Genomic DNA, 24,744 nt, shown 5'->3' with positions numbered 1-24,744 from the left:
CATGAGCGATATTAGCGGTAGATATGTCTATATTTCGGGCATCTATGGCCCTCGTGTGGCTCCAACGGCTCAGCGGCCGCCTCACGCCGCGTGAAGCCCGCACTCGGCCCAGATGACCTTGCCTTCCGGGGTGTAGCGCGTCCCCCAGCTCTGTGAGAGCTGCGCGACGAGGAAGAGACCGCGGCCGCCCTCGTCGGTGGTGGCAGCCCGGCGCAGATGGGGCGCGGTGTCGCTGGTGTCGTACACCTCGCAGATCAGGGTGCGGCCATGGAGCAGCCGTACCCGGATGGGTCCGGAACCATGACGGATGGCGTTGGTCACCAGCTCGCTGAGCATCAGTTCGGCGGCGAACGCGGCCTCGTCCAGTCCCCAGTCGGCCAGCTGCCCCAGGGCGGATGCCCGGACCTCTCTGACGAGAGCCGGGTCGGCGGACAGGTCCCAGCTGGCGATCCGATGCGGGTCGAGGGCGTGGGTGCGGGCGACGAGCAGGGCGATGTCGTCGCAGGGAGTGGCGGGCGCGACGGTGTCCAGGATCGCCTGGCAGGTCTCCTCCGGTGTGCGCCCGGGGTGGGCCAGAACCACGCGCAACTGGTCGAGGACCGCGTCGACGTCCCGGCTCCGGTCCTCGATCAGCCCGTCGGTGTACAGGACCAGTCGGCTGTCCTCGGGAAGATGGACCTCGGCGGCCTCGAAGGGCAGGCACCCGAGGCCGAGCGGAGGCCCGGCGGGCAGGTCCGGGAAGGTCACGGTGCCGTCGGGGTGGGCCAGTGCGGGTGGAGGGTGGCCTGCGCGGGCCATGACGCACTGCTGCGACGTGGGGTCGTAGATGGCGTAGAGGCAGGTCGCGCCGATGATGCCGGCGCCGTTGGAGGAGGGATCCTCCCGGTCCAGGCGTCCCACGAGGTTGTCGAGGTGGGTGAGGACCTCGTCCGGAGGAAAGTCGAGCTCGGCGAAGCTGCGTGCGGCGGTGCGCAGGCGGCCCATGGTGGCGGCGGAGAGCATGCCGTGGCCGACGACGTCGCCGACGAAGAGGCCGATGCGGGCGCCTGACAGGGCGATGACGTCGTACCAGTCCCCGCCGACATCGGATTCGGCGGGCAGGTAACGATGGGCGACGTCGACGGCGTCCTGGTCGGGCCGGCCGTGCGGGAGCAGACTGCGCTGCAGGGCCAGGGACATGGTTCGTTCGCGCGTGTAGCGCCTGGCGTTGTCGATGGACAGCGCGGCCCGGGCGGCGAGTTCCTGGGCCAGCGAGCGGTCGTCGTCCTCGAAGGCGGCGGAGCCCTCGGCGCGGTAGAAGCAGGCGACACCCAGCACGAGGCCGCGCGCCATCAGCGGCACGGCGATGAGGGACCGAACCCGGCTCAGCAACTGCTCGGGATGCTCCGGGTCCCCTGCGAGCCAGACCGCGGCGGCCTTGAGGTCCGGTTCCAGCACTGCCTGCCCGCTCGTCAGGGACCGCAGCTGCGGCGCCGTAGGTCCGAATCCGACATGTTTGTCGACCTGGCCGAAGAGCCCGTCGTCCCCGACGCCGTGGACGACCGTACGGCGCAGGTCGTTGCGCGGGTCTGCGGACTCCTCACCGCGCAGTACGGCCTCGGGCAGATCGACGGTGACGAAGTCGGCCAGTCGTGGCACCGCGGTCTCGGCGAGCTCCTGGGCGGTGCGGCGCACGTCCAGGGTGGTCCCTATGCGGGTGCCCGCCTCGGACAGCAGCTCGAGTCTGCGCCGCGCCGCCAGGGCGTACGTCCCCACATGAGGCTCCCCCACGAGAACGAGCCCTTTCGCGAGGGGCGCGGCGTCGTCGTGGTCCTCCGTCGCCTCGACGACGTGGGAGGTCGGGTGACCGTCGCCGGGCACGGTGCCCCGGCGAGGCGCCGCGGCGGAGAGGGATCCGGAGGGCGGCGGTACCAAGGAGATCCCTGCGGACGCCGCGCCGGCGGGCGGTGCGCAGAAGCCCAGTGGCTCGTCGGCCTGGTGTGGAATGGCCCGGGTCTCGCGTGGCGAGGCGAGGGGCAGCACGGCTTCGACGGCCAAGCCCGCCGTCCCGGAGGCGCCCGTCATCGGCAGGCTCACGAGCGTGACGCGCCGGCCGCCGGGCAAGGACACGTCGACTGCGGCCCGTTGCCCACGAGCGATCAGTTCGGCGGCCCGTTCCATGAGGATCGCCTGGTCACGGGGGTGCAGCCCGGCGGCCAGTTCCTCCACGGCGATGCTGCGGCGCGCACCGGTGGCGGTCTGCGCCCTGGCGTTCAGGTAGGCCCGGAGCAGGGCCCGCTCACGCGCCGAGCTCTGCCGCAGCAGGCGTTTCTCGATGGCCTCGGCCGCCTTGCGTATCACCGTGTCCAGCGAGGGGTCCTCGGCGCTGCGGGGATAGCCGAAGCACAGGACCCCCTCGACGCGGCCGCTGAGCGGGTCGCGCAGCGGGAGTGCCCGGCATGCGCTGCCCTGGGAGCGCTCGGCGAAGTGCTCGGCTCCGTGGACCCTGATGAGCTGCCGTTCCGCCAGGGCGAGACCGATTCCGTTGGTTCCGGCGGACTGCTCGGCGAACACGAACCCAGGGACGGTCTGTATCGGGGGGAGGCTCTTGGCCAGCGACGCCCTGCCGAAACGGCGCAGCAGAACCGTCCCGCTCGCGTCGGCGACGGAGATGTTCATCTCGCTGCCGTCGAACCGGGCCTGCAACCGGTCGAGAACGGGCACGGCGGCATGGACGATCCGGCTGTCGCTGTCGTAGTCCTCCCGGAACGGGAGGTCGGACTGGTCCGGCGACAGCCCGAGGGCCCGGGAGCGCTGCCAGGAACTGAGGATCAAGGGTCGGACACCCGCATCGACGGGTTCGCCCTGCAGGAAACGCTCACGAAAGCGGGCGGGTCCTGTGCCGCCTGTCGCACGCCCCGTCCGTATGGGTTCGCCGCCGGACCGAACCACGCTCCGCCTCACTCATCGACAACGCGATTCCGGAAAAATCTGGCATTGATGAGCATACGGGCATCGGTGACAGGAGTCACGGCTCCTTAGGTGCTCACGATGTCGCACAGGACGGCGCCCAGGACCTCGTTGCCCTGCGTTCCGCGCCCCGGGAAGGTGATCAGGGCGCCGGGGGGCGCCGTTCGGCACGGGACCTCGGTTCCGTCCAGGTAGACGACCCTCAGGGTGTAGGTGCTGGAGCAGTCGTTGCGCGCGAAGGTGTAGCGCCAGTCCACGGTGAGGTGTACGCAGTCGGGCGCCGCGATCGGTTCATGTGTCGATCGCGTGGACTGGTGCCGCGGCTCTGCCGCTTGAGTCGCTGCGGGCGCCGCTGAGCTGGACGTTGCCGCACACAGAACTGCCGCGAGGGCTATGAAAATTGAACGCGTGATCCACATGATCGGGCCGATTCCCTTCACTTCATGAACATGTGCCCCCGAGCGTAGAAGGGTGTGGAGAAGGCGTGAAATTCTTTGCAGCATTTTTCGCAAGATGATGGAAACTCTTTCACTGCCTGGTGCCTCGGGCCCAGGTGCCGTGAACACCCCAGGTCAGGGCGGTCATCGCAGGACAAGGAGCCGGTGCTGGTCTCCAGCGGGCCGAGGGACATGGGTGGCCGGGTGCCGCCGCGCCCGGCGTGAAAGAGCAGAACTCACACCTGCCACCCGTGCCCGGGGGGCATCGGGCGGCGACGCCCGCGATACGGCCGAAAGTGATCGGTGGCGCACCGGGCGCGGCAGTTCCAGGCGGAAGCGTCAACCCGCTGCCGTGTGCCGTCCGGCAGTGGCGTCGGCGTCGAACACCGCCGCTGGGTCACCGAGTTGCGTGCAAGGATGTCGCCGTGACCGGATCGTCTTCCTCGTCCGCCGGCGAGGGCACGCCTCGTGGCCACGGCCTGGGTCCGCGTGCCGCTGCCGTGCTCGTGTTCGGGTCCTCCGCCGCGGTCCTGGTGGTCGAGATCGTCGCCTTGCGGCTGCTCGCCCCGTACCTCGGCCTCACGCTCGAGACCAGCACGATGGTGATCGGTATCGCCCTCACCGCGATCGCCCTCGGCTCCTGGATGGGCGGGCGCATCGCCGACCAGGTCGATCCCCGTCGGCTCATCGGCCCCTCGCTCGGGTTGTCGGGGGCGGTCGTGGCGCTCACGCCCGCCGTACTGCGCACCACCGCGGAGTGGGCACCGGCGATGCTCTTGCTGATCGCGTCGATGACCATCCTGGTGCCGGGCGCGTTGCTCTCCGCGGTGACGCCGGTCGTGACCAAGTTGCGGCTGACCAGCCTCGCCGAGACCGGAACCGTTGTCGGGCGACTGTCCGGCGTCGGCACGGTCGGTGCCATCGCCGGCACCGTCCTCACCGGCTTCGTCCTCGTATCGCGGTTGCCGGTCAGCGGCATACTGGTCGGCCTCGGAACACTGCTGGTGCTCGGTTCCGCGCTGGTCGAATGGCGGACGCGCGGGTGGAGCGGTGCCCCCGCCCTCAGCCTCGTGGTCGTTGCCGGCGGCCTCGCCACCACGGTCGCGCCCGGTGGCTGCGACACGGAGACCAAGTATCACTGCGCACGTGTCGTCGTGGATCCGGACCGGAGCGGCGGCCGCACACTCGTCCTGGACGGTTTGCGGCACTCCTACGTCGACATCGACGATCCGACCTTCCTGGAGTTCGCGTACGTGCGCGCCATCGCGTCGGTGGTCGATGCCGCGTTTCCCGAAGCCGAGCCACTGGCCGCCCACCACCTGGGCGGCGGCGGGCTCACCCTGCCCCGATACCTCGCGGCCACGCGGCCCGGGACGCGCAGTCTCGTGTCCGAGATCGACAGCGGGGTCGTGCGCATCAACCGCGACCGGCTCGGTCTGAGTTCAGGAGACGGTATCGCCGTACGCGCCGAGGACGGCCGGCTCGGACTGCGGCGACTGGACGCCGGCAGTCGTGACCTCGTCGTCGGCGACGCCTTCGGGGGCGTCAGCGTGCCGTGGCACCTCACCACGGTGGAAGCGATGAGTGACGTACGGCGGGTGCTCGACGAGGACGGCCTCTATGTCGCCAACCTCATCGATCACGGTGATCTGGCCTTCGCGCGTGCCGAAGCGGCCACCCTCAGCGAGACCTTCGAGCACGTCGCCGTCATCGGTGAACCCGCCGACATCGGCCTCGATTCGACCGCCGCCCCCGACGGCGGCAATCTGGTGGTGCTCGCCTCCGAACGACCGGTGGACCTCCGCGCGACCCAGAAAGCACTGGACGCCCGGCGAACGGGCTGGAAGATCACCGCCGGTGACAACCTCACCTCCTGGACCGGCGATGCCCGAGCGCTCACCGACGACTACGCACCCGTGGACCAACTCCTCCAGCCCTCCGGCCCACGGAGCAGCCGGTGACAGGGCGCACGCCCGGGCACGACCGACGATGAACGCGACGGTCTGCCGGCGCCGGGCCGTCACCTGCTCGCCAGCGCCTCCCGAGCGCGGTCCTGGCCGCCTTCCGATCGGTACAACCGAACACCCGACTGGCGTGTCTCAGAGTGCGCACCATGCGTCGAACGCACACATGGGCCCAGGGGGAGAACGCAGTTGAGAAACATGACACGCCTCGCGCTGGCCGGCCTCATCGGTGCCGGAATGGCCGTCACCGTCGGCGGCGCCGTTCACGCGGCTCCGGCGACGGAGCGCGGAGCCAAGCCGGTCAAGACGGTCGAGAAGGGCCATGCGCTGTCCTGCACCGGGCAGTTCGAAGGCATCACCGTAGCGGTGGACCTCTACGAGAACTCCGCGTTCGGCGCGCACACCAGCCTGTCGGTCGAGACGCCGGACGGGGAGTACGGCGGCGGTCACGGACCGCAGGACACCACCCTGTTCACGAATGGGACGGTCACCGCCGACATCCCGCTCAGGAAGCTGGACGACACGGCCGAGCCGATGGGTGACGCCGTCGTCAGCGGTACCTACGCGGCCGCGGCACGGCCGACACCCGTGCACGAGGTCGTCGAGGACCCGGCGGGCCATTATGTGATCACCAAGGGAACCAACACGCGGCTCCGCACGGTGGTCACGGTGGACGTGTTCGGGAAGAGGGTCCCGCTGTCCTGTTCCCCCGCCTTCGCCTTCGACCTCACGGTCTGGCGGCTGACGCCTCGTCAGGGGTGAGCGGCGGTTGTGCCTGACCGGCTGCCGGTGCACGGCAGCCGGTCACCACGGAACGGAAGTCCGGAGAACCTCCGGTGCCACCGCCGGCCGACCCTCCGCACGAGGACCGGGTCAGAAGGACACCGTCCATCCCTCGCGACGCGCATCCCCTTCCGTGTACGACACCCCGTGGACCTTGAGCCCGGAAGGGTCGAGCAGTGTGATCGCCCCACCGCGGTTGCCGAGTGCGAAGCCGTTTCCGCCCTGGACGACCACGGTCGCGCCTGCGGCGACCCGCTCCGCGGGCAGCGGAAGCATGTGATCGTCCTCGTCGGCCAGTTGCCAGCCGTTGAGGTCGACGGCTTCGGGCGAGGCGTTGAGGAGGGTCACCGTCTCGCGCTCGGGTGCCGGGCCCTGGGGGTTGACCATGGCGGCCAGGATGCGCACCTCTGCCTCGCGCTGGACGGGCCGGGCAGGTGCGGTCTCGATGCGATGGCCGGTCTGGTCGTCGGTGTGCCAGGCCTGGGACTGGAACGCCAGGAACACGGCCACCCAGCGCGATTCGGCGGGGAAGTGGAGCATCAGTGCGCCGTCCTGCCAGACGCCGTTGCTGGAACGGAAACGCCCGACACTGCCCTGGTTCATATGGATGTCGTGCACCCCATTGCCGGTCTCGAAGTCGAACACCTTGTCCCGCTTGTTGCGTTCGGGCCCCCAACGCTCACCGAAGAGGTACAGGGCGGCCGTGGGATCGCCGATGGCGCGCTCGATGTAGTGGTCCAGCCTGTCGGACAGGTCGTTGTCGGGGCCGGCCACATCAGGAGGCAGCTTCCGCATCGATTCCGGGGCGAAGAGGTTGCCGCGGATGAAGTCCAGGCTGGCCGTTCCCGGCCGTGACTGCAGTTCCGTCCAACCGCTGCCCGCCGGCGGAAGCTGGGCGGTCACGGGATGCCGGAAGTCGTCGATGGCCAGGAACAGCAGCTCGGAAGGAGCCTGCTGGGACAGGACGTTGACCGCACCGCGGTAGTGCGTGCCCGTGCTGTCGGTGACATGCAGTTGGTAGTGCGGGGTGTCGTCGGGCGCCCCTTCACGACGTCGCTCGACGACTGTGCACGCCAGCACTCCGTAGTTCTTCAGAGGCATGACTCTTCCTTCCGCCGGTACTCGAGCCGGAACGAAGCCCGTGATGCATACGGGGATCGAGGCTCACAGATCGAGGACCACCCAGGCGGGATCGTGATCCGATCCGTCACCGCCGTGCCTGGTACGTCGGTCGATGTGAGAGCTCTTGTGTCGCGTGGTGAGGCTCTTGCTGAGCCAGATCTGGTCGAACAGCTCGTATTTGGCTCGCTGTCCGCTCTCCTTGAACCGATGGGTCCACGACCCCGAGGCAGGCGGCGGAGGGTCGTCGGGCTTGGGTGCCCGGGTCTCCTCCGGATGGGCGAGCGCCTCCTTCAGACCCAACGGGCCTGTCGGTTCGGCGAGTTCGGCGAGCGTCCGTGCGTCAGGAGTGTCGTTCATGTCGCCCAGCACGATGTAACGTCCGTCGGGGCGGGTCCGTTCGCCGATGATCCGGACGATGGTCTCCGCCTGGCGGGTGCGTCGCTCGTCGGCGAGGCGCTTGCCCTCCTCGGGGTCGGTGTTCGGGTCGATGAACTGGCTCTTGAGGTGATTGTTGAAGATGGTCAGCAGATGCTTGTCGGGGTCACGCGGATCCAGTACGTGCACTTCCAACAGGTCCCGGCTGAAGACGCGTTCATCGGGTACGTCCGGATGGACCGCGTGCTGCCAGGAGGTCACCGCCCCGACCGGGAATTTGGACAGGACGGCGACGTCGATCAGGCGGGGATCGTTGCCCTCGATCAATGAGAGGTGACGGTAGGCGCCGTCGAGGTGCTGAGAAACAAAGAAACGCAGGGTGTCGATGTCCTCGACTTCCTGCACGGCCAGCACGTCCAGCTTCATTTCCCTGATCCGTCGGGCGAGTACTTTCTGCTCCTCGGGGTCTATCCCCTTGACCAGCTTGCCTCTGTACGTACGTATGCGTACGTTCTCCGGGTCGTCGAAGACATAGCTGGAGGTCAGCTGCCCCTCGTCATCGACCGGGTGCACAGCTGAAATCTCTGCCTGGAAGTTGAATCGTGAAAAGAGATTGTTGAGGTTGAATGTTCCGACGGCGACATCCATGGTGACCTCCGCGATCGACCATCTGTCCCCTGGCGCCTCGAACAATTCCCAGCGTATCCCGATCGGTCGGCCCGCGAAAACTGAGCCGCGGGCTCGCTGTTGAATGCGAAACCGAGCGTAAGAGCCCCGTCCGGGTCCGCCGGACGGCGAGCAGGCCGCGGGCGCGCACTCGGGGTGGAGTGCGCGCGCTCATGGGCGCTGCGGGGACGCGAGCGACTCGCGTCCCCGCCTTCGCCGGGCCGCCGGGGTCAGGAGAGGTCGAACCGATCGAGGTTCATCACCTTGTCCCACGCGGTCACGAAGTCACGCACGAACTTCCCTCCCGCGTCCCGGGACGCGTACACCTCCGAGAGGGCTCGCAGCTGCGAGTGCGAACCGAAGACGAGGTCGACCGCGGTGGCGGTCCACTTGAGCTCACCCGAAGCGCGATCCCGGCCCTCGAACACGTTCTCGTCCGAAACCGACGCCTTCCACTCCGTGCCCATGTCGAGCAGGTTGACGAAGTAGTCGTTGGTCAGTGTCTCCGGCCGGTGCGTGAAGACGCCGTGGGGGGATCGCTTGAAGCCGGTGTCCAGGACGCGCATGCCGCCGATCAGCACCGTCGTCTCGGGAGCGGTCAGCGTCAACAGGTTGGCGCGGTCCAGCAGGAGGGTCTCCGGCGACAACTTCTCGCCCGCCCGGAGGTAGTTGCGGAACCCGTCGGCCCTGGGTTCGAGAACGGCGAACGACTCCACGTCGGTCTGCTCCTGCGTGGCGTCCGTGCGACCGGGTGCGAACGGCACGGTGATGTCGTACCCGGCGTTCCTCGCGGCCTGCTCGACGGCCGCGCACCCGCCCAGGACGATCAGGTCGGCGAGCGAGACCTTCGTTCCGCCGGCCTGTGAGTGGTTGAAGTCCTGCCGGATCCGCTCCAGCTTCTGCAGCGCCTCGGCCACCTCGGGCGAGTGGTTGACCTCCCAGTCCTTCTGCGGCGCGAGCCGGATGCGTGCCCCGTTGGCCCCGCCGCGCTTGTCGGTGCCGCGGAAGCTCGCCGCCGCCGCCCAGGCGGTGGTGACCAGCTGGGAGACGGACAGTCCCGAGGCGAGGATCCTGCTCTTGAGAGCGGCGACGTCCGCGTCGCCGACGAGTTCGTGGTCGACCGCGGGGACGGGGTCCTGCCACAGCTGGGGCTCGGGGACCCATGGGCCGAGGTAACGCGTGACCGGCCCCATGTCGCGGTGCAACAGCTTGTACCAGGCCTTGGCGAACGCTTCCGCCAACATGTCCGGGTTTTCGTGGAAACGCTTCGTGATCGGGCCGTAGACCGGGTCCAGCTTCAGCGCGAGGTCCGTCGTCAGCATCATGGGAGCGTGCCTCTTCGACGGATCGTGGGCGTCGGGCACCGTGTCCCTGGCCGAGGGATCCGTGGGTGTCCACTGCTTGGCGCCGGCGGGGCTGGTGGTCAGCTCCCAGTCGTACCGGAACAGGTTGTCCAGGTACCCGTTGTCCCATCTGGTCGGCTCGTTGGTCCAGGCGCCTTCGAGCCCACTGGTGAGTGCGTCGGCGCCCGTGCCGCTGCCGTACGTGTTCCGCCAGCCGAGGCCCTGCTGCTCGATGGGGCAGGCCTCGGGCTCCGGGCCGATGTACGCGGGATCGACGGCGCCATGGCACTTGCCGAACGTGTGGCCGCCGACGATGAGCGCCACCGTCTCCTCGTCGTTCATCGCCATGCGCCCGAAGGTCTCGCGCACGTCCCTGGCGGCGGCCATCGGGTCCGGGGTGCCGTTGGGGCCCTCCGGATTGACGTAGATCAGTCCCATCTGCACAGCGCCGAAGGGGGCGGCGAGTTCCCTGTCGCCGCTGTAGCGCTCATCTCCGAGCCAGGTGTCCTCGGGGCCCCAGATGATCTCCTCGGGTTCCCAGATGTCCTCTCGCCCGAAGCCGAACCCGAACGTCTTGAACCCCATGGATTCCATGGCGCAGTTGCCGGCGAAGACCAGAAGGTCGGCCCAGGAGATTTTCTGGCCGTACTTCTGCTTGACCGGCCAGAGCAAACGGCGCGCTTTGTCCAGGCTCGCGTTGTCCGGCCAGCTGTTGAGGGGCGCGAAGCGCTGAGCGCCGCTGCCGCCACCGCCCCGGCCGTCGGCGACCCGGTAGGTGCCCGCGGCGTGCCAACTCATCCGGATGAAGAGCGGCCCGTAGTGGCCGTAGTCGGCAGGCCACCAGTCCTGGGACGCCGTCATCACCTCGAAGACGTCCCGCTTCAACGCGTCGAGGTCGAGGGTCGCGAACTCTTTCGCGTAGTCGAAGTCCTCGTCCATCGGATTGGAACGGGAAGAGTGCTGGTGGAGAATCTGGAGGTCCAGCTGATTCGGCCACCAGTCCCGGTTCGTCCTGGGCCGAGTCGGCGTGGGAGTGGGGGAGGCGATTGCTGGGTTTTCGCTTTCGCTGCCGGACACGTCCGTCCTTCTTTCTGTCTGGGTGTTCTCACGCGCAATGCCGATGTCGGTGAGGTGTCGGCGTCCGTATGGTCGCGCACCGCACACCGCACCGCTGTGAAACACGCAGAGCGTCCCCGTATGGCGAACGTGCGAGGAAATGCCGAGTTCTTGTCGTGCGATGACGTCCGGGAGAATTCGAATACGCCTCCGGGTGGCCTGGAAGACAAGATCTCAAGGACGCGGCCGGGGCGCGCGCCGGTGTTGGGGGCTGGGGTCAGGGTGCCCGGGGCCCTTCGGTGCTCCGGCGGCAACCGGGACCGGCGGCTGCCCCGGCTCCCTCGCCCCGCTGTCGGGAAGGACGACACCGCAGGGACCCACCGCGCGCCGTGCTGCCGACTCGGGGGCCGCCGTGGGAGCCGGGCCCCGCCCGTGACCGGTCCGGATCTCGGCGTGGAGGGGCCGAGGGGGGCTCTGCTCGGAACCCGGTCGGTTCTGCGGGCGTCTGATCCGTGCGGGCACTGGGACCCGCACGGATCAGACGCCCGGCGACGCGATCCCGGGTCACGGCAACGCGGCGTGGTCGTGCCCGGGACGGCGAGGGCCGCGGGTGAGCCGTTGGCGGTGCCCACCCGCTTGCGTCGCCCTTCAGCGGCCGCTGCCTGCAGTGAGCCGGACGGCGGCCGCTTGCCGTCGTAGCGCTGGGGGAGCTGCCGTCAGTCGGAACGGCCGCTTGCCGTCGTAGCGCTGGGCGAGCTGCCGTCAGTCGGACGGCCGCTCGCCGTGGTACCGCTGGGCGAGCCGGGCGAGGGCGACCGCGCCGAGCAGGAGGCCGAAGTCGCGCAGCGCGATGTCGTAGTAGTCGGGGACGGTCAGCAGGTTGACGATGATGCCCGCGAGCCATCCGGCGACCAGCCAGGCCCCGAAGCGCGGGGCGAGGGCGACGGCGATGCCCGCGACGATCTCGATGACACCGACGGCGTACATGGCCGACTGGGCGCTGCCGGGAACGATGTCGTCGATCCACGGCGCGAGGTAGGCGGGCCAGTCCACGAGCAGGTTGGCGAACTTGTCCAGCCCGAACAGGATCGGCGCCACGGCGAACCCGGTACGCAGGATGACGAACGCCTGGTAGCCGGGGTCGGTGAACGCGGCCCGCCGGGGAGCGGCGGACGTGCGGGGTGTGGTTGCGGACGACATGACGCCCTTCCTTCTATCGACAACTTCTACTAACGATAGAAGCGCGGAAACCTTCTTTAGTCAATGCCCATGTGTTTTAGACTGGTGTTCGTGGACGCACCGAAAGAAGCACCCAGCCCCGACGTCTCCGCCGTCGCCGCGCTCGACGAGCCGACCCGCAGAAGGCTGTACGACCACGTCGTGCGACAGCCGGGACCGGTCAGCCGCGACGAGGCCGCCGAGGCCCTCGGCCTCGCCCGGCAGACCGCGGCCTTCCACCTGGATCGACTGGCCGGCGAATCACTCCTCGACGTCGTCTACGAGCGGCGCAGCGGACGCACCGGCCCCGGAGCGGGCCGGCCGGCCAAGCTCTACAAACGCTCCACCCGACAGGTCACCGTCACTCTGCCCGAGCGGCACTACGAGCTGGCCGGGCACCTCCTCGCCCAGGCCCTGGAGGAATCCGAGGCCACCGGCGAGCCGGTGCGCACCGTCCTGCACCGAAAGGCGCACGAGCTCGGCACGCAGATCGCCGGACCGGAGCGGACAGACGTCTTCGCCCTGCTGGAGGACAACGGGTTCGAACCCCGCTACGACGGTGACGCCATCGTCCTGGGCAACTGCCCTTTCCACGCGCTCGCCCGCGACCACACCCAGACCGTGTGCGGCATGAACCTGCATCTGCTGCGGGGCGTGCTCGACGGACTCGACGGACCCGGCCTGCAGGCATGCCTGTCACCCAGCCCCGGTCACTGCTGTGTGCGCCTCCAGCCGGCCACCCCACCGCACGGGGCCGCACCGCGCTCCGAAGGCGCACCACCGCCCGCCACCCCCTGACCCGGCCCGCGCACAAGGAGCACCCCATGGACATCTCCGCCTCGGCCGCCGCCTCCATGCAGGACACGGCCGACCTCCCCGCCCGCTTCGCCGCGGTCCCCTCGCCCCAGCCCGCGAGGGCGTCCACCGCCCCGCTGCGAGTCGTCCACGACACCGACGGCGTCGACCTCGCCGAAGCCGAACGCGCCGCCGCCCGGTTTCTCGCAGCGCTCGGCATCGCGACCGACACCGAGAGCATGCGGGGCACCCCCGGCCGCATGGCCCGTGCCTACGCCGAACTGTTCAGCCCGCGCCCCTTCGATCTGACGACCTTCCCCAACGACGAGGGTTACGACGAGCTGGTGCTGGCCCGCAGCATTCCCGTCCGGACGGTGTGCGAGCACCACATGCTGCCCGTCGTCGGCACCGCCCACGTCGGGTACCTCCCGGGCCACCGCATCCTCGGCCTGTCCAAACTCGCCCGCGTGGTCGAACACTTCGCCTGTCGCCCCCAGGTCCAGGAACGCCTGACCAAGCAGGTCGCCGACTGGCTGCAGGCTCACCTCGAACCCAAGGGGGTCGGCGTCGTGATCGCGGCCGAGCACAGCTGCATGACCCTGCGCGGCGTCCAGGCCACCGGCTCCAGCACGCTCACCTCCAGCCTCCTCGGCACGCTCCGCGACGACGCCCGTTCCCGCGCCGAATTCCTCTCCCTCACGGGCATGCTGACCTGAAGCCGGCGAACCGGCTGAGCGAGCGGTACGGCACAGCACATGGGAGCGTGGTCGCATGGGGGCCATCAGCGGTTCTCCGGGAGCAGCAGCACATGCTTCCGCGGCCGGCGGCTCGCGGCTCGGTGGCTACGTCCCGCTGCGCGAGTACGCGGTGATCGGCGACGGCCGCACCGCCGCCCTGATCGCCCGGGACGGCTCGGTGGACTGGCTGGGCCTGCCCGACCTCGACTCGGCCGCCGTGTTCGGTGCCGTGCTGGACGCCGACCACGGCGGACGCTTCACGCTGGAGCCGGCCGTGCCCTACCGGGCGGAGCGCCGCTACCTGCCCCACACCAACGTGCTGCAGACGACCTTCAGCACCGCTCGCGGCTCGGTCGGCGTCACCGACGCGCTCACCCTGCACGACGAGGCGGCACTGACACCGATGCGTGAGCTGGTGCGACGTATCGACGGGCTGTCCGGGTCCGTGCCGATGCGTTGGAGCGTGCGGCCACGCTTCGGCTACGGCATGGCTCGCACGCGGTTCGCCCGGCGTTCGGGCGTCCCCGTGGCCACAGCCGGAACCAAAGCACTCGCCGTCTGCTCGTGGGACGCCGGCGCACCGCAGTGCGACGGCCGGGCCATCAGCGGCGCATGCGAGCTTCCGGGCGGCCGCAGCGCCCTGATCGCGATGCCCTTCGCCGACCAGGAACCGCTCGTTCTGCCGGCCCGCGCCGAGTGCGAGGCACGCCTGGACGACACCAGCGCCGCCTGGCGGCGCTGGGCCCGTGACCGGATGTACCCGGGCCGGTGGTCCGACGCGGTCATGCGCAGCCTGCTCACGCTGAAGCTGCTCGTCCACGCCCCGTCCGGAGCGGTCGCCGCCGCGGTGACGACCTCGCTCCCGGAACAGATCGGCGGTGAGCGCAACTGGGACTACCGCTTCTCCTGGGTACGAGACTCCGCCTTCACCCTCGCCGCGTTCCTGCGGCTCGGCTGCCCTGCGGAAGCGCACGCCTACTTCTGGTGGCTGATGCACGCCTCCCAGCTCACCCACCCCCACCTGAAGGTGCTGTACCGCCTGGACGGCGGCCACCGCACCCCGGAGCGGACCCTGCCCTGGGAGGGCTACCGCGGCTCGGGGCCGGTCCGCACAGGAAACGCCGCGGTCGGCCAGCTCCAACTCGACACCTACGGCGAGCTGCTGCAGACGGCGTGGCAGTACGCGCGCGCCGCCGGACACCTCGACGCCGATGTCGCCCGGCGCCTCGCGGAACTCGCCGACCTGGTCTGCACGAACTGGCGGCAACCCGACGCGGGCATCTGGGAGGTGCGCAGCCAGCCCCGCCATTTCACCCAGTCCAAGATGATGTGCTGGGTGGCCCTGGACCGCGCCACCGACCTGGCCGAGCACGATCTGATCCCGGGTCGGCACCTGGCCCGTTGGCGCACCGCGCGCGACCGGATCCGCGCCTTCGTCGAAACCCGCTGCTTCTCGGACGGCCTCGACAGCTACGTCCGCTCCGCCGGCAGCGCCGACCTGGACGCCTCCGTGCTCCTCGGCCACCTGTACGGATACCGGGGTGACCAGCGGCGGATGGACGTCACGATCACTGCACTGGCCGACCGGTTGCGGCACGGACCGTACGTCGAGCGGTACTCGGGGGAGGACGGCCTCAGCGGCACCGAAGGCGCCTTTCTGGCCTGTTCCTTCTGGCTCGCCGAATCCCTCGCCCGCACCGGACGCCGCCCCCAGGCCGTCGACCTGATGGAGGAGCTGGTCGGCCTGGCCAACGACGTCGGCCTCTACAGCGAGGAGATCGACCCCGCCACCGGTGACTTCCTCGGCAACCTTCCCCAGGGACTGAGCCATCTGGCGCTGATCAGCGCCGCCTGCGCCATCGATGCCGCCGACGACACGGGCGCGGCGCCGTGAGCGCCTGGGCCGGCGGCACCGCGGCAGGAGCCTTCGTCGGCACGTTGGCCCTGACGACCGCGTTGCGTGCCGCCAGCGAGCTGAGCCTGACCCGTATGGACCTTCCGTTCCTCCTGGGCACGGCGGTGACCGTCAACCGCACCCGTGCGAAGTTCGTCGGCTACCTGATGCACTTCCTCAACGGGCAGATCTTCGCGTTCGTCTACCTCGCCGTCTTCGCCGCGATCGGCCGGGCGGGCTGGTGGCTGGGGGCGCTGTTCGGACTCGCGCACGGTCTGTTCGCCGGCACCGCACTGGTCAACATCCTGCTGCCGCTCGTCCACCCGCGGATGGGCAGCCCGCTGACCAGCGCTCCGAAGGTCGCCCTGCTTGAGGCCCCCGGATTTCTCCTGCGCAACTACGGGCCGGGAACCCCCCTGGTGACGGTTGTCGCCCATATCGGCTACGGCTCGATCGTCGGCGGTTTCACGGCGCTGGCGGCCTGATGGACGGGTCGGCGATGCCCCCCGGCCGCCGAACCGTCCGACATGGATGCCGTCCCCCACAGGGCGGCGTATTGTCCCGATATGGGCGAGGGTCCTCGTTGCTGCCAGGTGAGGGGTGGGGGGTGAGGGCATGCGCCGGCACACGGGTGAGGGCATGCAGCGGCGCACGGCCGCTTCGACCGCCTCCGGCGCCGAAGAGTTCCAGGCCGTCCTGGCCGACGCCATGCGAAGCACCGGCGCGTCGCTGGGCCTTCTGTACCTGATGCTGCCGGGGGAGCGGGTGCTGCGGCTGGCCGCGGCGGGCGGCGTCTCTCGTCGGATCACCGCCCCCTGGCTGCAGATTTCGATGGACGACCCGATTCCGGTGGTGGACGCGATACGGCAGCAGCGTCTGGTGTGGCTGGCCGGCCAGGAGGAGATCGCGCGCCGCTATCCGCGCCTGGGAATCGTGCTGTCCTACGACATCATGCTGGCCGCGGCCCCGTTCACCTCAGGCGCGCGAGCGTCCGGCGGGCTGGTGCTGCTGTGGCCCGTCCAGCACCCCCCGAAGCTGAGTGCGGACGAGCAGGACGCGATCGGCGCCTGCTGTCACCGCGCCGCGCAGCTGGTGCGGCAGGCGGCCGACAGCGGCCGTCCACTGCTGCCCGCGGACCAGCCGTGGCTGCTGCCGCCGACCCGGACCCGCGCACCCGACCCGATCCGGGCGGCAGCCGCACTCGACTACGCCGAACGCGTCCCGACCGGGTGCTGCGCGCTGGACATGGACGGCCGCGTCACCTACATCAACCCCGCCGCCGGTGATCTGCTCGGCGTCGGCACCGAAGCCCTTCTGGGCACGCGCCCCTGGGAGGTACTGACCTGGCTGCGCAACCCCCTCTTCGAGGACCGCTACCGGGCAGCGGTGATCAGCCGCCGGCCCACGTCCTTCACCGCGCTGTGCCCGCCGGACCAGTGGTTGTCCTTCGAGCTCCATCCGGACGACCGGGGGATCAGCGTCCACATCGCTCCCGCCGCGACCCGGCCCGCTCCGGCCGAGGACACCGGACAGCCCTCCGCGACAACCGAGGAGCAGATCGGGGCGACCGCCCTGTACCACCTGACGCACCTGGCGGCCACGCTCACCGAGGCCGTCGGGGTCGGTGACGTCGTGGAGCGGGTCGCCGACCAGATCGTGCCCGCCTTCGGTCCGACGGCCATGGCCCTCATGGCGGTGCAGGGCGGCCGTCTGCACATCCTCGGCCATCGCGGTTACCCCGAGGAGCTGATGGTCCGGTTCGACGGCGAACCACTGACCTCGCGCACCCCGGCCGCACACGTGCTCAACACCGGCATCCCCAGCTTCTTCGCCACCTTCACCGACCTGGAGCGGGCCTACCCTGCGGCCGTCCACGAGGACGGCATGGCCTCCTGGGCCTTCCTGCCCCTGATCACCTCCGGCCGCACCGTCGGCTCACTCGTCCTCGCCTACGACAGGCCCCGCCCGTTCCCGACGCCGGAACGCGCCATCCTGACCTCCCTGGCCGGACTCATCGCCCAGGCCCTGGACCGCGCCCGCCTGTACGACGCCGAACACACCCTCGCCCGAACCCTGCAGACCGCCCTGCTGCCCCCCAGCCTGCCCCGGATCCCGGGCCTGGAGGCCGTCGCCCGCTACCTCCCCGCCGATCGCCGCACCGACATCGGCGGTGACTTCTACGACCTCATCCACTGCCACCCCGCCAGTGCCGCCGCCACCATCGGGGACGTCCAGGGCCACAACATCCAGGCCGCCGCCCTCATGGGCCAGGTCCGCACCGCGGTCTACGCCCACGCCACGACAGCGGCACCACCAGCCGATGTCCTCGCCAAGACCAACCGCCTCCTGACCAACCTGGAGCCCGGCCTTTTCGCCAGCTGCCTCTACGTCCAACTCGACCTCGCCCGGCACCGCGCCCGGCTGGCCACCGCGGGCCACCCGCCACCGCTCGTACGCCACCCCGACGGCCGCAGCGAAGTGCTCGACCTGCCGACCGGGCTGCTGCTGGGCATCGAGCCGGACGTCGACTACCCCGACGTCGAGCTCCCCCTTCCCCCGGGCACCTTGCTGGCCCTCTACACCGACGGTCTCGTCGAGACGCCCGGCACCGACATCGATGACGCCACCAGCACCCTCGCCGAACAACTCGCACACGGAGGACGGCAAGACCTGGACGACCTGGCCGACGCCCTCCTCCACCACGCCGAAGTGTCGGCACCGCGCCACGACGACATCGCCCTGCTGCTGATCCGGGCGACAGCCTGACCCACCCGACCGAGCCCGGCACGATCCCGACCCCCCGGGCGCCGGTCCGCGGCGGCCGCCGGGCCGCCCCGCCCACGCGGGACGGCCCGGCCGGTCGTCCGTCCGCGGAAGTCACGAGAACCGCATGGACACACCAAGCGGGGCGACCTCCTGCCACCGGTGTTCACGCGGGCCGTCGCTGCCTCCGAAACCCCCGCCATGCGTCGGCGGAGGGCACATGCGTGTGCAGCAGCCCCGTGCGGTGACTCAGCGGTGCACGAGCGTGATCAACTGCTGGTGCCCGACCCCCGGTTCGTGGAGGGCGAGCCAGCCGTGGCCGCGCATACGAGTCGCCGGGCCGATGTCTCGGGGATCGACGGAGAGCCGCCCGCAGGCCGGACTCACGCCCGCCATGTCCTCGTTCGGGAAGGCACCGTCGACCTCGGGGTCGAAGTCCGCCTCGCCGACACGGAGTTCCTCCTCGGGGAGCGGATCGCCGGTCCACTCCGGGCAGCCCTCTGCCGCGTATCGCCGGCGGATGCGGCCCCGGTGGGCGACCACCCAGACATCGGAACCCGCCGCCGAGTCCTCGTAGAACATCTGTGCCTGGCCGCAGTGGGCGCTGAGCCGTTCCACCGCGCCCATCCACTCGTCCCAGTCGAGGCCGACGAGATCGACCAGATTGCCGAAGATCAGCCGCCATCCGTCCAGTTCGGGCGTGACGAAGGTGGGGAGCGCACCCCCGCGAAACGGCAGGTCCTCGACGTCGGCGCCCTCGTCCAGCGTGACCGGGAAGCGGTCGTGCAGGCCGAGTGCCTCGAAACACCCTTCGTACGTCGCACCGGGCACGGCGAACCACCAGCCGCGAGGATCCAGAGGAAACGGCTCCTCACCAGCGGACTTCAGACGCGCGCGGCGCTCCAGGAGCGTCCTGTCGTACGCGTCGAGGTGGTCGGTCGAGCCGATGGCGATCAGCTCGCCCAGTCTGCTGTCGGTCATGGCCGGTGATCCTATGCCGCCACGGCGGGCAACTGCCGCCCGGGAGAGTCGCCTTGGCCGCGCACCGGGCGGGCGGGGCTGACCTGTGCTCTACGGCCCGACTCGCACAGCGTGGCGCCGGACGACGCGCGCCTGCCGCCGGCGACGCTGGGCTCGGCGGCCCTGCCGTATACGCCCACCACAGCCGCTGTCGAGTGGCCCGAGTCGAGACGGGCGACACCCACGTCCACGCTGCGGCTGCCGATCGCGAAGCGGGAGCCGCCGTCCTGCCCTCGCCGGTGTCAGGACGGCTGCCGGCCGACCTCGGGCAGGGCCTGTTCTGCCCAGATCACCTTGCCCTGCGGGGTGTACCGGGTGCCCCAGCGTTCGGCCATCTGCGATACCAGGAACAGGCCCCGGCCGCCCTCGTCCGTCGTCGCGGCGTACCGCAGGTGCGGAGAGGTGCTGCTGCTGTCGGCGACCTCGCAGATGAGCGTGCGGTCGCGGATCATCCGCACGTGGATGGGCTCGCAGCCGTAGCGGATTGCGTTGGTCAGGAGCTCGCTCAAAATCAGCTCCGTGGTGAAGCCGAGCTCTGAAAGGCCCCACTCTTCGAGCTTCTCGGCAACGGCGTCCCGCATCCCGGCGACCGCCGCGGGATCCGGCGGTACGTCCCAGTCGGCGATCCGGTCGGACGGCAGCCCCCGGGTGCGGGCGACGAGGAGGGCGACGTCGTCCTTGGGGCGCCCGGGTCCGGGAAGCAGGCTCTCCAACACGTCCTGGCAGGTCTTCTCGGGTGGCCGGCCGGGGTGGCCCGCCAGAGCCACACGCAGGAGTTCCATGCCGACGTCCAGATCACGCTTGCGGTCCTCGATCAGGCCGTCGGTGTACAGGACCAGCTGGGTCCCCTCGGCGAGGTACAGCTCCGCGGTCTGGAAGGGCATCCCGCCGAGGCCGAGGGGCGGGCCGGCCGGCAGGTCCGGGAAGGCGACGGTTCCGTCGGGGTGGACGAGCGCGGGTGCCAGATGGCCCGCTCGCGCCATCACACAGCGGCGCGTCACGGGGTCGTAGATCCCGTACAGGCAGGTGGCGCCCACGACGCCCGCGGCACTCTTCGTATCCGCCTCGTCCTGGTCGATACGGCCGACCAGGTCGTCCAGGTGGCTCAGCAGTTCGTCCGGTGGCAGATCGAGGCTGGAGAAATTGTGCACCGCGGTCCGCAGGCGTCCCATCGTGGCGGCGGCATGGAGGCCGTGGCCGACCACATCACCGACAGCGAGTGCCACCCGGCACCCCGGCAGGGGAATCACATCGAACCAGTCCCCGCCCACGCCCGACTGGGCGGGAAGGTAGCGGTGGGCGATGTCGACGGCACTCTGCTCGGGCATGGCCTGTGGCAGCAGACTGCGCTGGAGGGTGACGGCGAGGGCGTGCTCGCGGGTGTACCGGCGGGCGTTGTCGATGCTGACCGCGGCGCGGGTCACCAGTTCCTCCGCCAGCGACAGGTCCTCCTCGTCGAAGCGCTGATGCCGTTCGGTGCGCCAGAAGCAGGCCATGCCCAGCACCACGCCGCGGGCCTGGATGGGGGCCACGATGAGGGAGCGGATGCCGTAGTCGATGATCTCCTGGGCGCGCTCGGGGTCCTGCACACGCCAGTCGGCGGCGGTCGGCAGGTCGCTCACCAACTGGGAGAGGCCGCTGCCGTATCCGCGTGCCTGGGGCGTGGCGGGCAGGTAGTCGATCAGCCGGCCCCGTTCGTTGAGCGGATGGTCCTCCGCGAGGCCGCACACGGCCGAACGGCGCATGTCCGTCGCGGTGGGGGCCGGCTCCTCGCCGTGCAGGACGGCGTCGGACAGGTCCACGGTGACGAAGTCGGCGAAGCGGGGGACGGGGACCCGCGCCAGCTCGTCGGCCGTGCGCAGCACGTCCAGGGTGGTACCGATGCCGAGTCCGGCGTCGTAGAGCAGCCTGAGCCGTTCGCGGGCCACCTCCGCCCTGCCGGTCACCGCCCGCAGCTCGGTGGAGTCACGCAGTGTCACCACGGTCCCCTTGGGACCTCCCCCGCGATCGGTGGGCCGCTGGTTGACCGCCAGCAGTCGGTCTCCGGCGAAGTGCACCTCGTCGCTGGCCTCGCGCCCGGAGGTGAGCAGCGCCTTGGTCTCGGGATCGAGCCCAGGAAGTTCGGAGACGTGCCGTCCCTCGACGTCCGCGGGCAGCTCCAGCAGCCGTCGTGCCTCGTCGTTCGCCAGCATCAGCCGACCGTCGGCGGCCACGATCACCACGCCCTCCCGTACGGAGTGGAGCACCGCGTCGTGGTGGGCGTACATCAAGGTCATCTCGTCCGGGGCAAGGCTGTGGGTCTGCCGTTGCAGCCGCCTGCCCACCAGCGCGGTCACGCCGGTGGACAGCACGAGCGCTCCCGCTCCGGCGCCCAGGATGATCGGTAGTTGCCGGTTCACCTGACTCTCGACGTTCTTGACCTTCAGACCGGCCGAGACCAGACCGACCACGGTGCCGTCGGTGTCCTCGATCGGAACCGTGGACTGCACCTCGTGACCGAGGGGGCCGTCGACGCTCTCCACATAGACCTTCCCCGCCAGCGACGGCCCGATCTCGCCCACGAACCGCTTGCCGATCCGGTCCGGCAGAGGGTGCGTGTAGCGGATTCCCTTGGTGTCCATGACCACGATGAAGTCGACGTCTGCGGCCCGGCGCGCCTTCTCGGTGAGCGGCTGGAGGACCTTGCTGGGATCGGGGCTCTCGAGGGCCGCCAGGACGCCTGGTGAGTGCGCGAACGTCTGTGCCACGGCCGTGGAGCGGCGCCTGGCCTCGGCGCTGGTGTCCCGCTCCGACTGCAGGACGAGGGCGATGACGCCGCAGAGCACGAGCAGCACCACCAGGGCCACCTGGAAGACCAGCACCTGGCCGGCCACGCTACGTGTGCTCCTGCTGATCAGCCGCTTGACTGACAGGTGCCGAAAAAGGGCGAAACGCCTCGCCATGCGACCTTTCTAACATCGGTGATTCCCGGCGGCTAGGGCTCGCGAAGTCGACCCCGGTCCGATCGGCCCGGCCGGCCTCGACCGAACTCGGCCGTTTCGCGCCCGCCGCGGCTGCCCTCGGGCGCCTGTGCGGTCATCCGCGACCTGGCCTCGGCGCCCCCGGAGGGCGGCCTCCGCAATCTGTCGCGCGACGTGTGATTTATCCGCGCCACATGTCCGCTTTGGTCGATATGATAATTTTTGTGATCATGCTTGGACGGCTGTCGCGCCGTCGTACCGCCTACGGCGGCCGATGGGAAGCTGCCCGGCTGTCACCCGTGATCCTGACCGTCCTCATCGCCGGACTGGCGTTCTCCACCCCCAGGGAGATCGCCGTCAGCCGCCTTCTGCCCGCCGCACCCGCGCTTGCCGCCGCGATGTGGCCCGTGCTCCCCACGATCCTGCTGGGGGCGTTCTGCCTGCTGACCATGGTCTCCCTCAGCTTCTTCTACACCGACCTGGGGACGCAGTACACGTCGGCCGCGATCATCGCGGTCACCCTGGCGGCCGCATATGCGAGTCACGTCCGCATTCAGCGCGAGGAGATCCTCTTCCAGGTCCGGCTCGTCGCCGACGCGGCCCAGAAGGTGCTGCTGCGCCCGTTGCCGCGCCGCATCGAGGACGTCGAGATCGAGTCGCTGTACCTGGCGGCCCAGGAGCAGGCCAGGATCGGTGGCGACTTCTACGAGGCGATCGGCACGCCACACGGGGTCCGGCTGCTCATAGGCGACGTACGGGGCAAGGGCCTGTCCGCGGTGGGGGCGGCGTCGGCCGTGATCAGTTGCTTCAGGGAGGCCGCCTACGACGAGCCCGATCTGAAGGGCATCATCCACCGTCTGGAGACCACCGTCACACGTCACAGCGCCGCGTTTCCCGCCCATGACCAGCCCGAGCACTTCGCCACCGCACTCCTCGCCGAGATCCCGCACGCCGGCGGCCGCGTACGGCTTCTCAACTGCGGGCACCCCCCGCCGTTGATCGCGCACTGCGGGAAGGTCCGGGTCCTGGAGCCCACCACCACGTCCCCGCCCCTCAACCTCGCAGGGCTCATCGGTGACCGCTACTGGGTCGACAGCGTCGCCCTTGCCCCGGGCGACCAGTTGCTGCTCTACACGGACGGCGTGTCGGAGACCCGGGACCACGCCGGCCAGTTCTTCCCGCTCCAGGAGTGGATGCAGCAGCAGGGCCCGCGGCCGCCCCGCGAACTGCTCGACCGGTTGCACCGGGATCTGCTCCAGCACGGGGGCGGGAAGCTCGACGACGACATCGCGGCTCTCGCGCTGAGGTGCTCCGGGTCGCAGGAGCGGGGTGCTGTCGGCGGGGAGTGCTGAGTCCCGGCGCACGGGGTGAGGCCCTCAGGCAGGCGCGCGGCCACCGTGGCGGGCGGGGCGTGTTCCGTGCCGCCGATCCGGTTGCACCCGGGGCGCGACGCCCGGCCGCGCCTTGGCGGCGACGATCGTGGACAGGAGCACATCCCCGCTGCCTCCCGTCCACACCCGCGCATCCGCGGTCAGCCGGAGACGGGTACCGGGACGCCCGGTCCGCTGCGGGCCTTCGTGTCCTGCATCCTGGTCAGCGCGCGTACGAAGAAGATGGCGAGAACGGCGGCGACGATGTCGACGGCGTCCGCGAACAGCACCTGTCCCACGGCCCGCCGGATCTCCTCGGCCGTCTCGGCTCTGCGGTACGTGGTGGAGGAGATCCGGCCGGCGAACAGGCTGATCACCCACGCCGTCCACCAGCCGTTGACCAGCCCGTGCGGCCGGGGCGTGGCCCAGGGGGCGCTGGCATCCCAGATGTCCAGCGCGATGCGGCGGGGGAACCACAGGTTCACGATCGGCACGAACCAGCCGCCCAGGGCCCAGCCCCGCTTCTTGCGGTGCCCGAACGGATCGAACACCTCGGCGTTGACCCGCACGCGGTGGAACCAGACGAGGAAGACCACCCCGGTGCACAGGAGGGCGACCGTCTGTGCGACCCCGGCCGCCGCGGACAGCGAGTCCGCCCGCTCCGCCCTGCGCTGCACGGCCTCGCTGAAGTCACCGTCCACGAGGGTGCCCAGCACGTCGTACGACATGATGTCCGCCCAGACGGCGAACAGGTCGGTCGCTATGACCAGTCCGAGCAGCAGGGCGACGGCCCTGCCGAGGCCGACGGGTGAGCTCAGCCGGGCGTCGTGGCCGTGCGGCGGCGCCATGTGCGGGGCCCCGGCCGCGGCGCATTGGGCGCAGATGACGCCGTCCGGTGTCGCCTCCAAGTGGTGGCATCGCGTGCACAGCATGGTGGAGTGTCCCCCCGTGTCTGGATTCGGCAGAACCGTACGGGTCCTCCCCAGAACCTCACGCACGGTATGCGGAACATACGGTTCACCACCCCTTCACGTCTACTGGTTTCAGCAGCGACCTTCCGCGTCTGACCAGGCATGAAGTTCCGTACGGCGGTCGGCGCGGCGTCTGTCCAGCCGTGGACGGGCCTGGTTCGAGCGGCCGACGGTGGCGGCGGAAGCGCCGGAGCAGAAGTGCGCCGGGAGACTTCATGTGACGGAAGTGTTGACTGGGGCAGGCGCAGAACCTACCTTCTGGTCGAGTTTGCGAACGATGTTCGATATATCGGCAAACTGTGGGCAGGTGCCACCTCCGCC

At 70.2% G+C, this 24,744-nt stretch carries 17 protein-coding genes; 8 read left to right on the top strand and 9 right to left on the bottom strand.

Annotated elements, in window-relative coordinates; genetic code table 11:
* Positions 1 to 81 precede the first annotated feature (81 nt).
* Together ACWCPI_RS11240 and ACWCPI_RS11235 are read right to left on the bottom strand one after the other, a co-directional pair.
* Positions 82 to 2,931, bottom strand: a complete 2,850-nt coding sequence (locus ACWCPI_RS11240) for a SpoIIE family protein phosphatase (protein WP_451037867.1) — start codon at positions 2,929 to 2,931, stop codon at positions 82 to 84.
* An 86-nt stretch (positions 2,932 to 3,017) separates the two neighbouring features.
* Positions 3,018 to 3,368 carry an alpha-amylase gene (locus tag ACWCPI_RS11235; protein WP_451037937.1) on the bottom strand — a complete coding sequence of 117 codons (351 nt, stop codon included), beginning with the start codon at positions 3,366 to 3,368 and terminating at the stop codon, positions 3,018 to 3,020.
* A gap of 443 nt (positions 3,369 to 3,811) precedes the next feature.
* Between ACWCPI_RS11235 and ACWCPI_RS11230 the strand changes: the two genes are divergently transcribed.
* Both ACWCPI_RS11230 and ACWCPI_RS11225 read left to right on the top strand, forming a co-directional pair.
* Positions 3,812 to 5,347 carry a fused MFS/spermidine synthase gene (locus ACWCPI_RS11230; RefSeq protein ID WP_451037866.1) on the top strand — a complete coding sequence of 512 codons (1,536 nt, stop codon included), beginning with the start codon at positions 3,812 to 3,814 and terminating at the stop codon, positions 5,345 to 5,347.
* Positions 5,348 to 5,539: 192 nt separating this feature from the next.
* Entirely contained in the window at positions 5,540 to 6,112 is a 573-nt protein-coding gene (locus tag ACWCPI_RS11225; RefSeq protein ID WP_451037865.1) for a hypothetical protein, read from the top strand.
* Positions 6,113 to 6,223: 111 nt separating this feature from the next.
* Here the strand turns inward: ACWCPI_RS11225 and ACWCPI_RS11220 are convergent, their stop codons facing one another.
* From ACWCPI_RS11220 to ACWCPI_RS11205, 4 genes are all read right to left on the bottom strand, one after another.
* Complete coding sequence (locus tag ACWCPI_RS11220; RefSeq protein ID WP_451037864.1) at positions 6,224 to 7,234, bottom strand: DUF2278 family protein; 1,011 nt, start codon at positions 7,232 to 7,234, stop codon at positions 6,224 to 6,226.
* Positions 7,235 to 7,297: 63 nt separating this feature from the next.
* Positions 7,298 to 8,278, bottom strand: a complete 981-nt coding sequence (locus tag ACWCPI_RS11215; RefSeq protein WP_451037863.1) for an endonuclease/exonuclease/phosphatase family protein — start codon at positions 8,276 to 8,278, stop codon at positions 7,298 to 7,300.
* 248 nt (positions 8,279 to 8,526) lie between these two features.
* On the bottom strand, positions 8,527 to 10,716 hold the full coding sequence (gene katG / locus ACWCPI_RS11210) for a catalase/peroxidase HPI (protein WP_451037862.1): 2,190 nt from the start codon (positions 10,714 to 10,716) through the stop codon (positions 8,527 to 8,529).
* Positions 10,717 to 11,457: 741 nt separating this feature from the next.
* Complete coding sequence (locus ACWCPI_RS11205; RefSeq protein WP_451037861.1) at positions 11,458 to 11,895, bottom strand: hypothetical protein; 438 nt, start codon at positions 11,893 to 11,895, stop codon at positions 11,458 to 11,460.
* Between the two features lie 84 nt (positions 11,896 to 11,979).
* Between ACWCPI_RS11205 and ACWCPI_RS11200 the strand changes: the two genes are divergently transcribed.
* The 5 genes from ACWCPI_RS11200 (at position 11,980) to ACWCPI_RS11180 (ending at position 18,105) form a co-directional block, all read left to right on the top strand.
* Positions 11,980 to 12,711, top strand: a complete 732-nt coding sequence (locus ACWCPI_RS11200) for a helix-turn-helix transcriptional regulator (protein WP_451037936.1) — start codon at positions 11,980 to 11,982, stop codon at positions 12,709 to 12,711.
* A 26-nt stretch (positions 12,712 to 12,737) separates the two neighbouring features.
* The gene (gene folE, locus ACWCPI_RS11195) at positions 12,738 to 13,424 is read left to right on the top strand and encodes a GTP cyclohydrolase I (RefSeq protein ID WP_451037860.1); all 687 of its coding nucleotides are present in this window, start codon (positions 12,738 to 12,740) and stop codon (positions 13,422 to 13,424) included.
* Positions 13,425 to 13,479: 55 nt separating this feature from the next.
* A complete protein-coding gene (locus ACWCPI_RS11190; protein WP_451037859.1) occupies positions 13,480 to 15,339 on the top strand; it encodes a glycoside hydrolase family 15 protein in 1,860 nt (619 codons plus the stop codon).
* On the top strand, positions 15,336 to 15,824 hold the full coding sequence (locus tag ACWCPI_RS11185; RefSeq protein WP_451037858.1) for a hypothetical protein: 489 nt from the start codon (positions 15,336 to 15,338) through the stop codon (positions 15,822 to 15,824). The genes ACWCPI_RS11190 and ACWCPI_RS11185 overlap by 4 nt, the downstream gene beginning before the upstream one ends.
* Positions 15,825 to 15,954: 130 nt before the next feature.
* Complete coding sequence (locus ACWCPI_RS11180; RefSeq protein WP_451037857.1) at positions 15,955 to 18,105, top strand: SpoIIE family protein phosphatase; 2,151 nt, start codon at positions 15,955 to 15,957, stop codon at positions 18,103 to 18,105.
* 246 nt (positions 18,106 to 18,351) lie between these two features.
* Here ACWCPI_RS11180 and ACWCPI_RS11175 read toward each other — a convergent pair whose 3' ends face one another.
* Positions 18,352 to 19,083: a hypothetical protein gene (locus ACWCPI_RS11175; RefSeq protein WP_451037856.1), complete on the bottom strand. Its 732-nt coding sequence runs from the start codon at positions 19,081 to 19,083 to the stop codon at positions 18,352 to 18,354.
* A 281-nt stretch (positions 19,084 to 19,364) separates the two neighbouring features.
* On the bottom strand, positions 19,365 to 22,064 hold the full coding sequence (locus ACWCPI_RS11170) for a SpoIIE family protein phosphatase (protein ID WP_451037855.1): 2,700 nt from the start codon (positions 22,062 to 22,064) through the stop codon (positions 19,365 to 19,367).
* A 242-nt stretch (positions 22,065 to 22,306) separates the two neighbouring features.
* On the opposite strand from ACWCPI_RS11170, the gene ACWCPI_RS11165 reads away from it, so the two are divergent.
* Positions 22,307 to 23,434, top strand: coding sequence for a PP2C family protein-serine/threonine phosphatase (locus tag ACWCPI_RS11165; RefSeq protein WP_451037854.1), 1,128 nt, complete (start codon positions 22,307 to 22,309; stop codon positions 23,432 to 23,434).
* 179 nt (positions 23,435 to 23,613) lie between these two features.
* Here ACWCPI_RS11165 and ACWCPI_RS11160 read toward each other — a convergent pair whose 3' ends face one another.
* Complete coding sequence (locus ACWCPI_RS11160) at positions 23,614 to 24,384, bottom strand: DUF4328 domain-containing protein (RefSeq protein ID WP_451037853.1); 771 nt, start codon at positions 24,382 to 24,384, stop codon at positions 23,614 to 23,616.
* Between the last annotated feature and the right edge of the window lie 360 nt (positions 24,385 to 24,744).

The organism is Streptomyces sp. NPDC001920 (assembly GCF_053594495.1).
This window is presented reverse-complemented; position numbering and strand designations above follow the sequence as displayed.

Bases quoted from the DNA above. Each gene is read 5' to 3' on its own strand.
- ACWCPI_RS11235 (WP_451037937.1), bottom strand. From the start codon at position 3,368: ATGTGGATCACGCGTTCAATTTTCATAGCCCTCGCGGCAGTTCTGTGT.
- ACWCPI_RS11220 (WP_451037864.1), bottom strand. From the start codon at position 7,234: ATGCCTCTGAAGAACTACGGAGTGCTGGCGTGCACAGTCGTCGAGCGA.
- ACWCPI_RS11215 (WP_451037863.1), bottom strand. From the start codon at position 8,278: ATGGATGTCGCCGTCGGAACATTCAACCTCAACAATCTCTTTTCACGA.
- ACWCPI_RS11205 (WP_451037861.1), bottom strand. From the start codon at position 11,895: ATGTCGTCCGCAACCACACCCCGCACGTCCGCCGCTCCCCGGCGGGCC.
- folE (WP_451037860.1), top strand. From the start codon at position 12,738: ATGGACATCTCCGCCTCGGCCGCCGCCTCCATGCAGGACACGGCCGAC.
- ACWCPI_RS11190 (WP_451037859.1), top strand. From the start codon at position 13,480: ATGGGGGCCATCAGCGGTTCTCCGGGAGCAGCAGCACATGCTTCCGCG.
- ACWCPI_RS11180 (WP_451037857.1), top strand. From the start codon at position 15,955: ATGCGCCGGCACACGGGTGAGGGCATGCAGCGGCGCACGGCCGCTTCG.
- ACWCPI_RS11175 (WP_451037856.1), bottom strand. From the start codon at position 19,083: ATGACCGACAGCAGACTGGGCGAGCTGATCGCCATCGGCTCGACCGAC.
- ACWCPI_RS11170 (WP_451037855.1), bottom strand. From the start codon at position 22,064: ATGGCGAGGCGTTTCGCCCTTTTTCGGCACCTGTCAGTCAAGCGGCTG.
- ACWCPI_RS11160 (WP_451037853.1), bottom strand. From the start codon at position 24,384: ATGCTGTGCACGCGATGCCACCACTTGGAGGCGACACCGGACGGCGTC.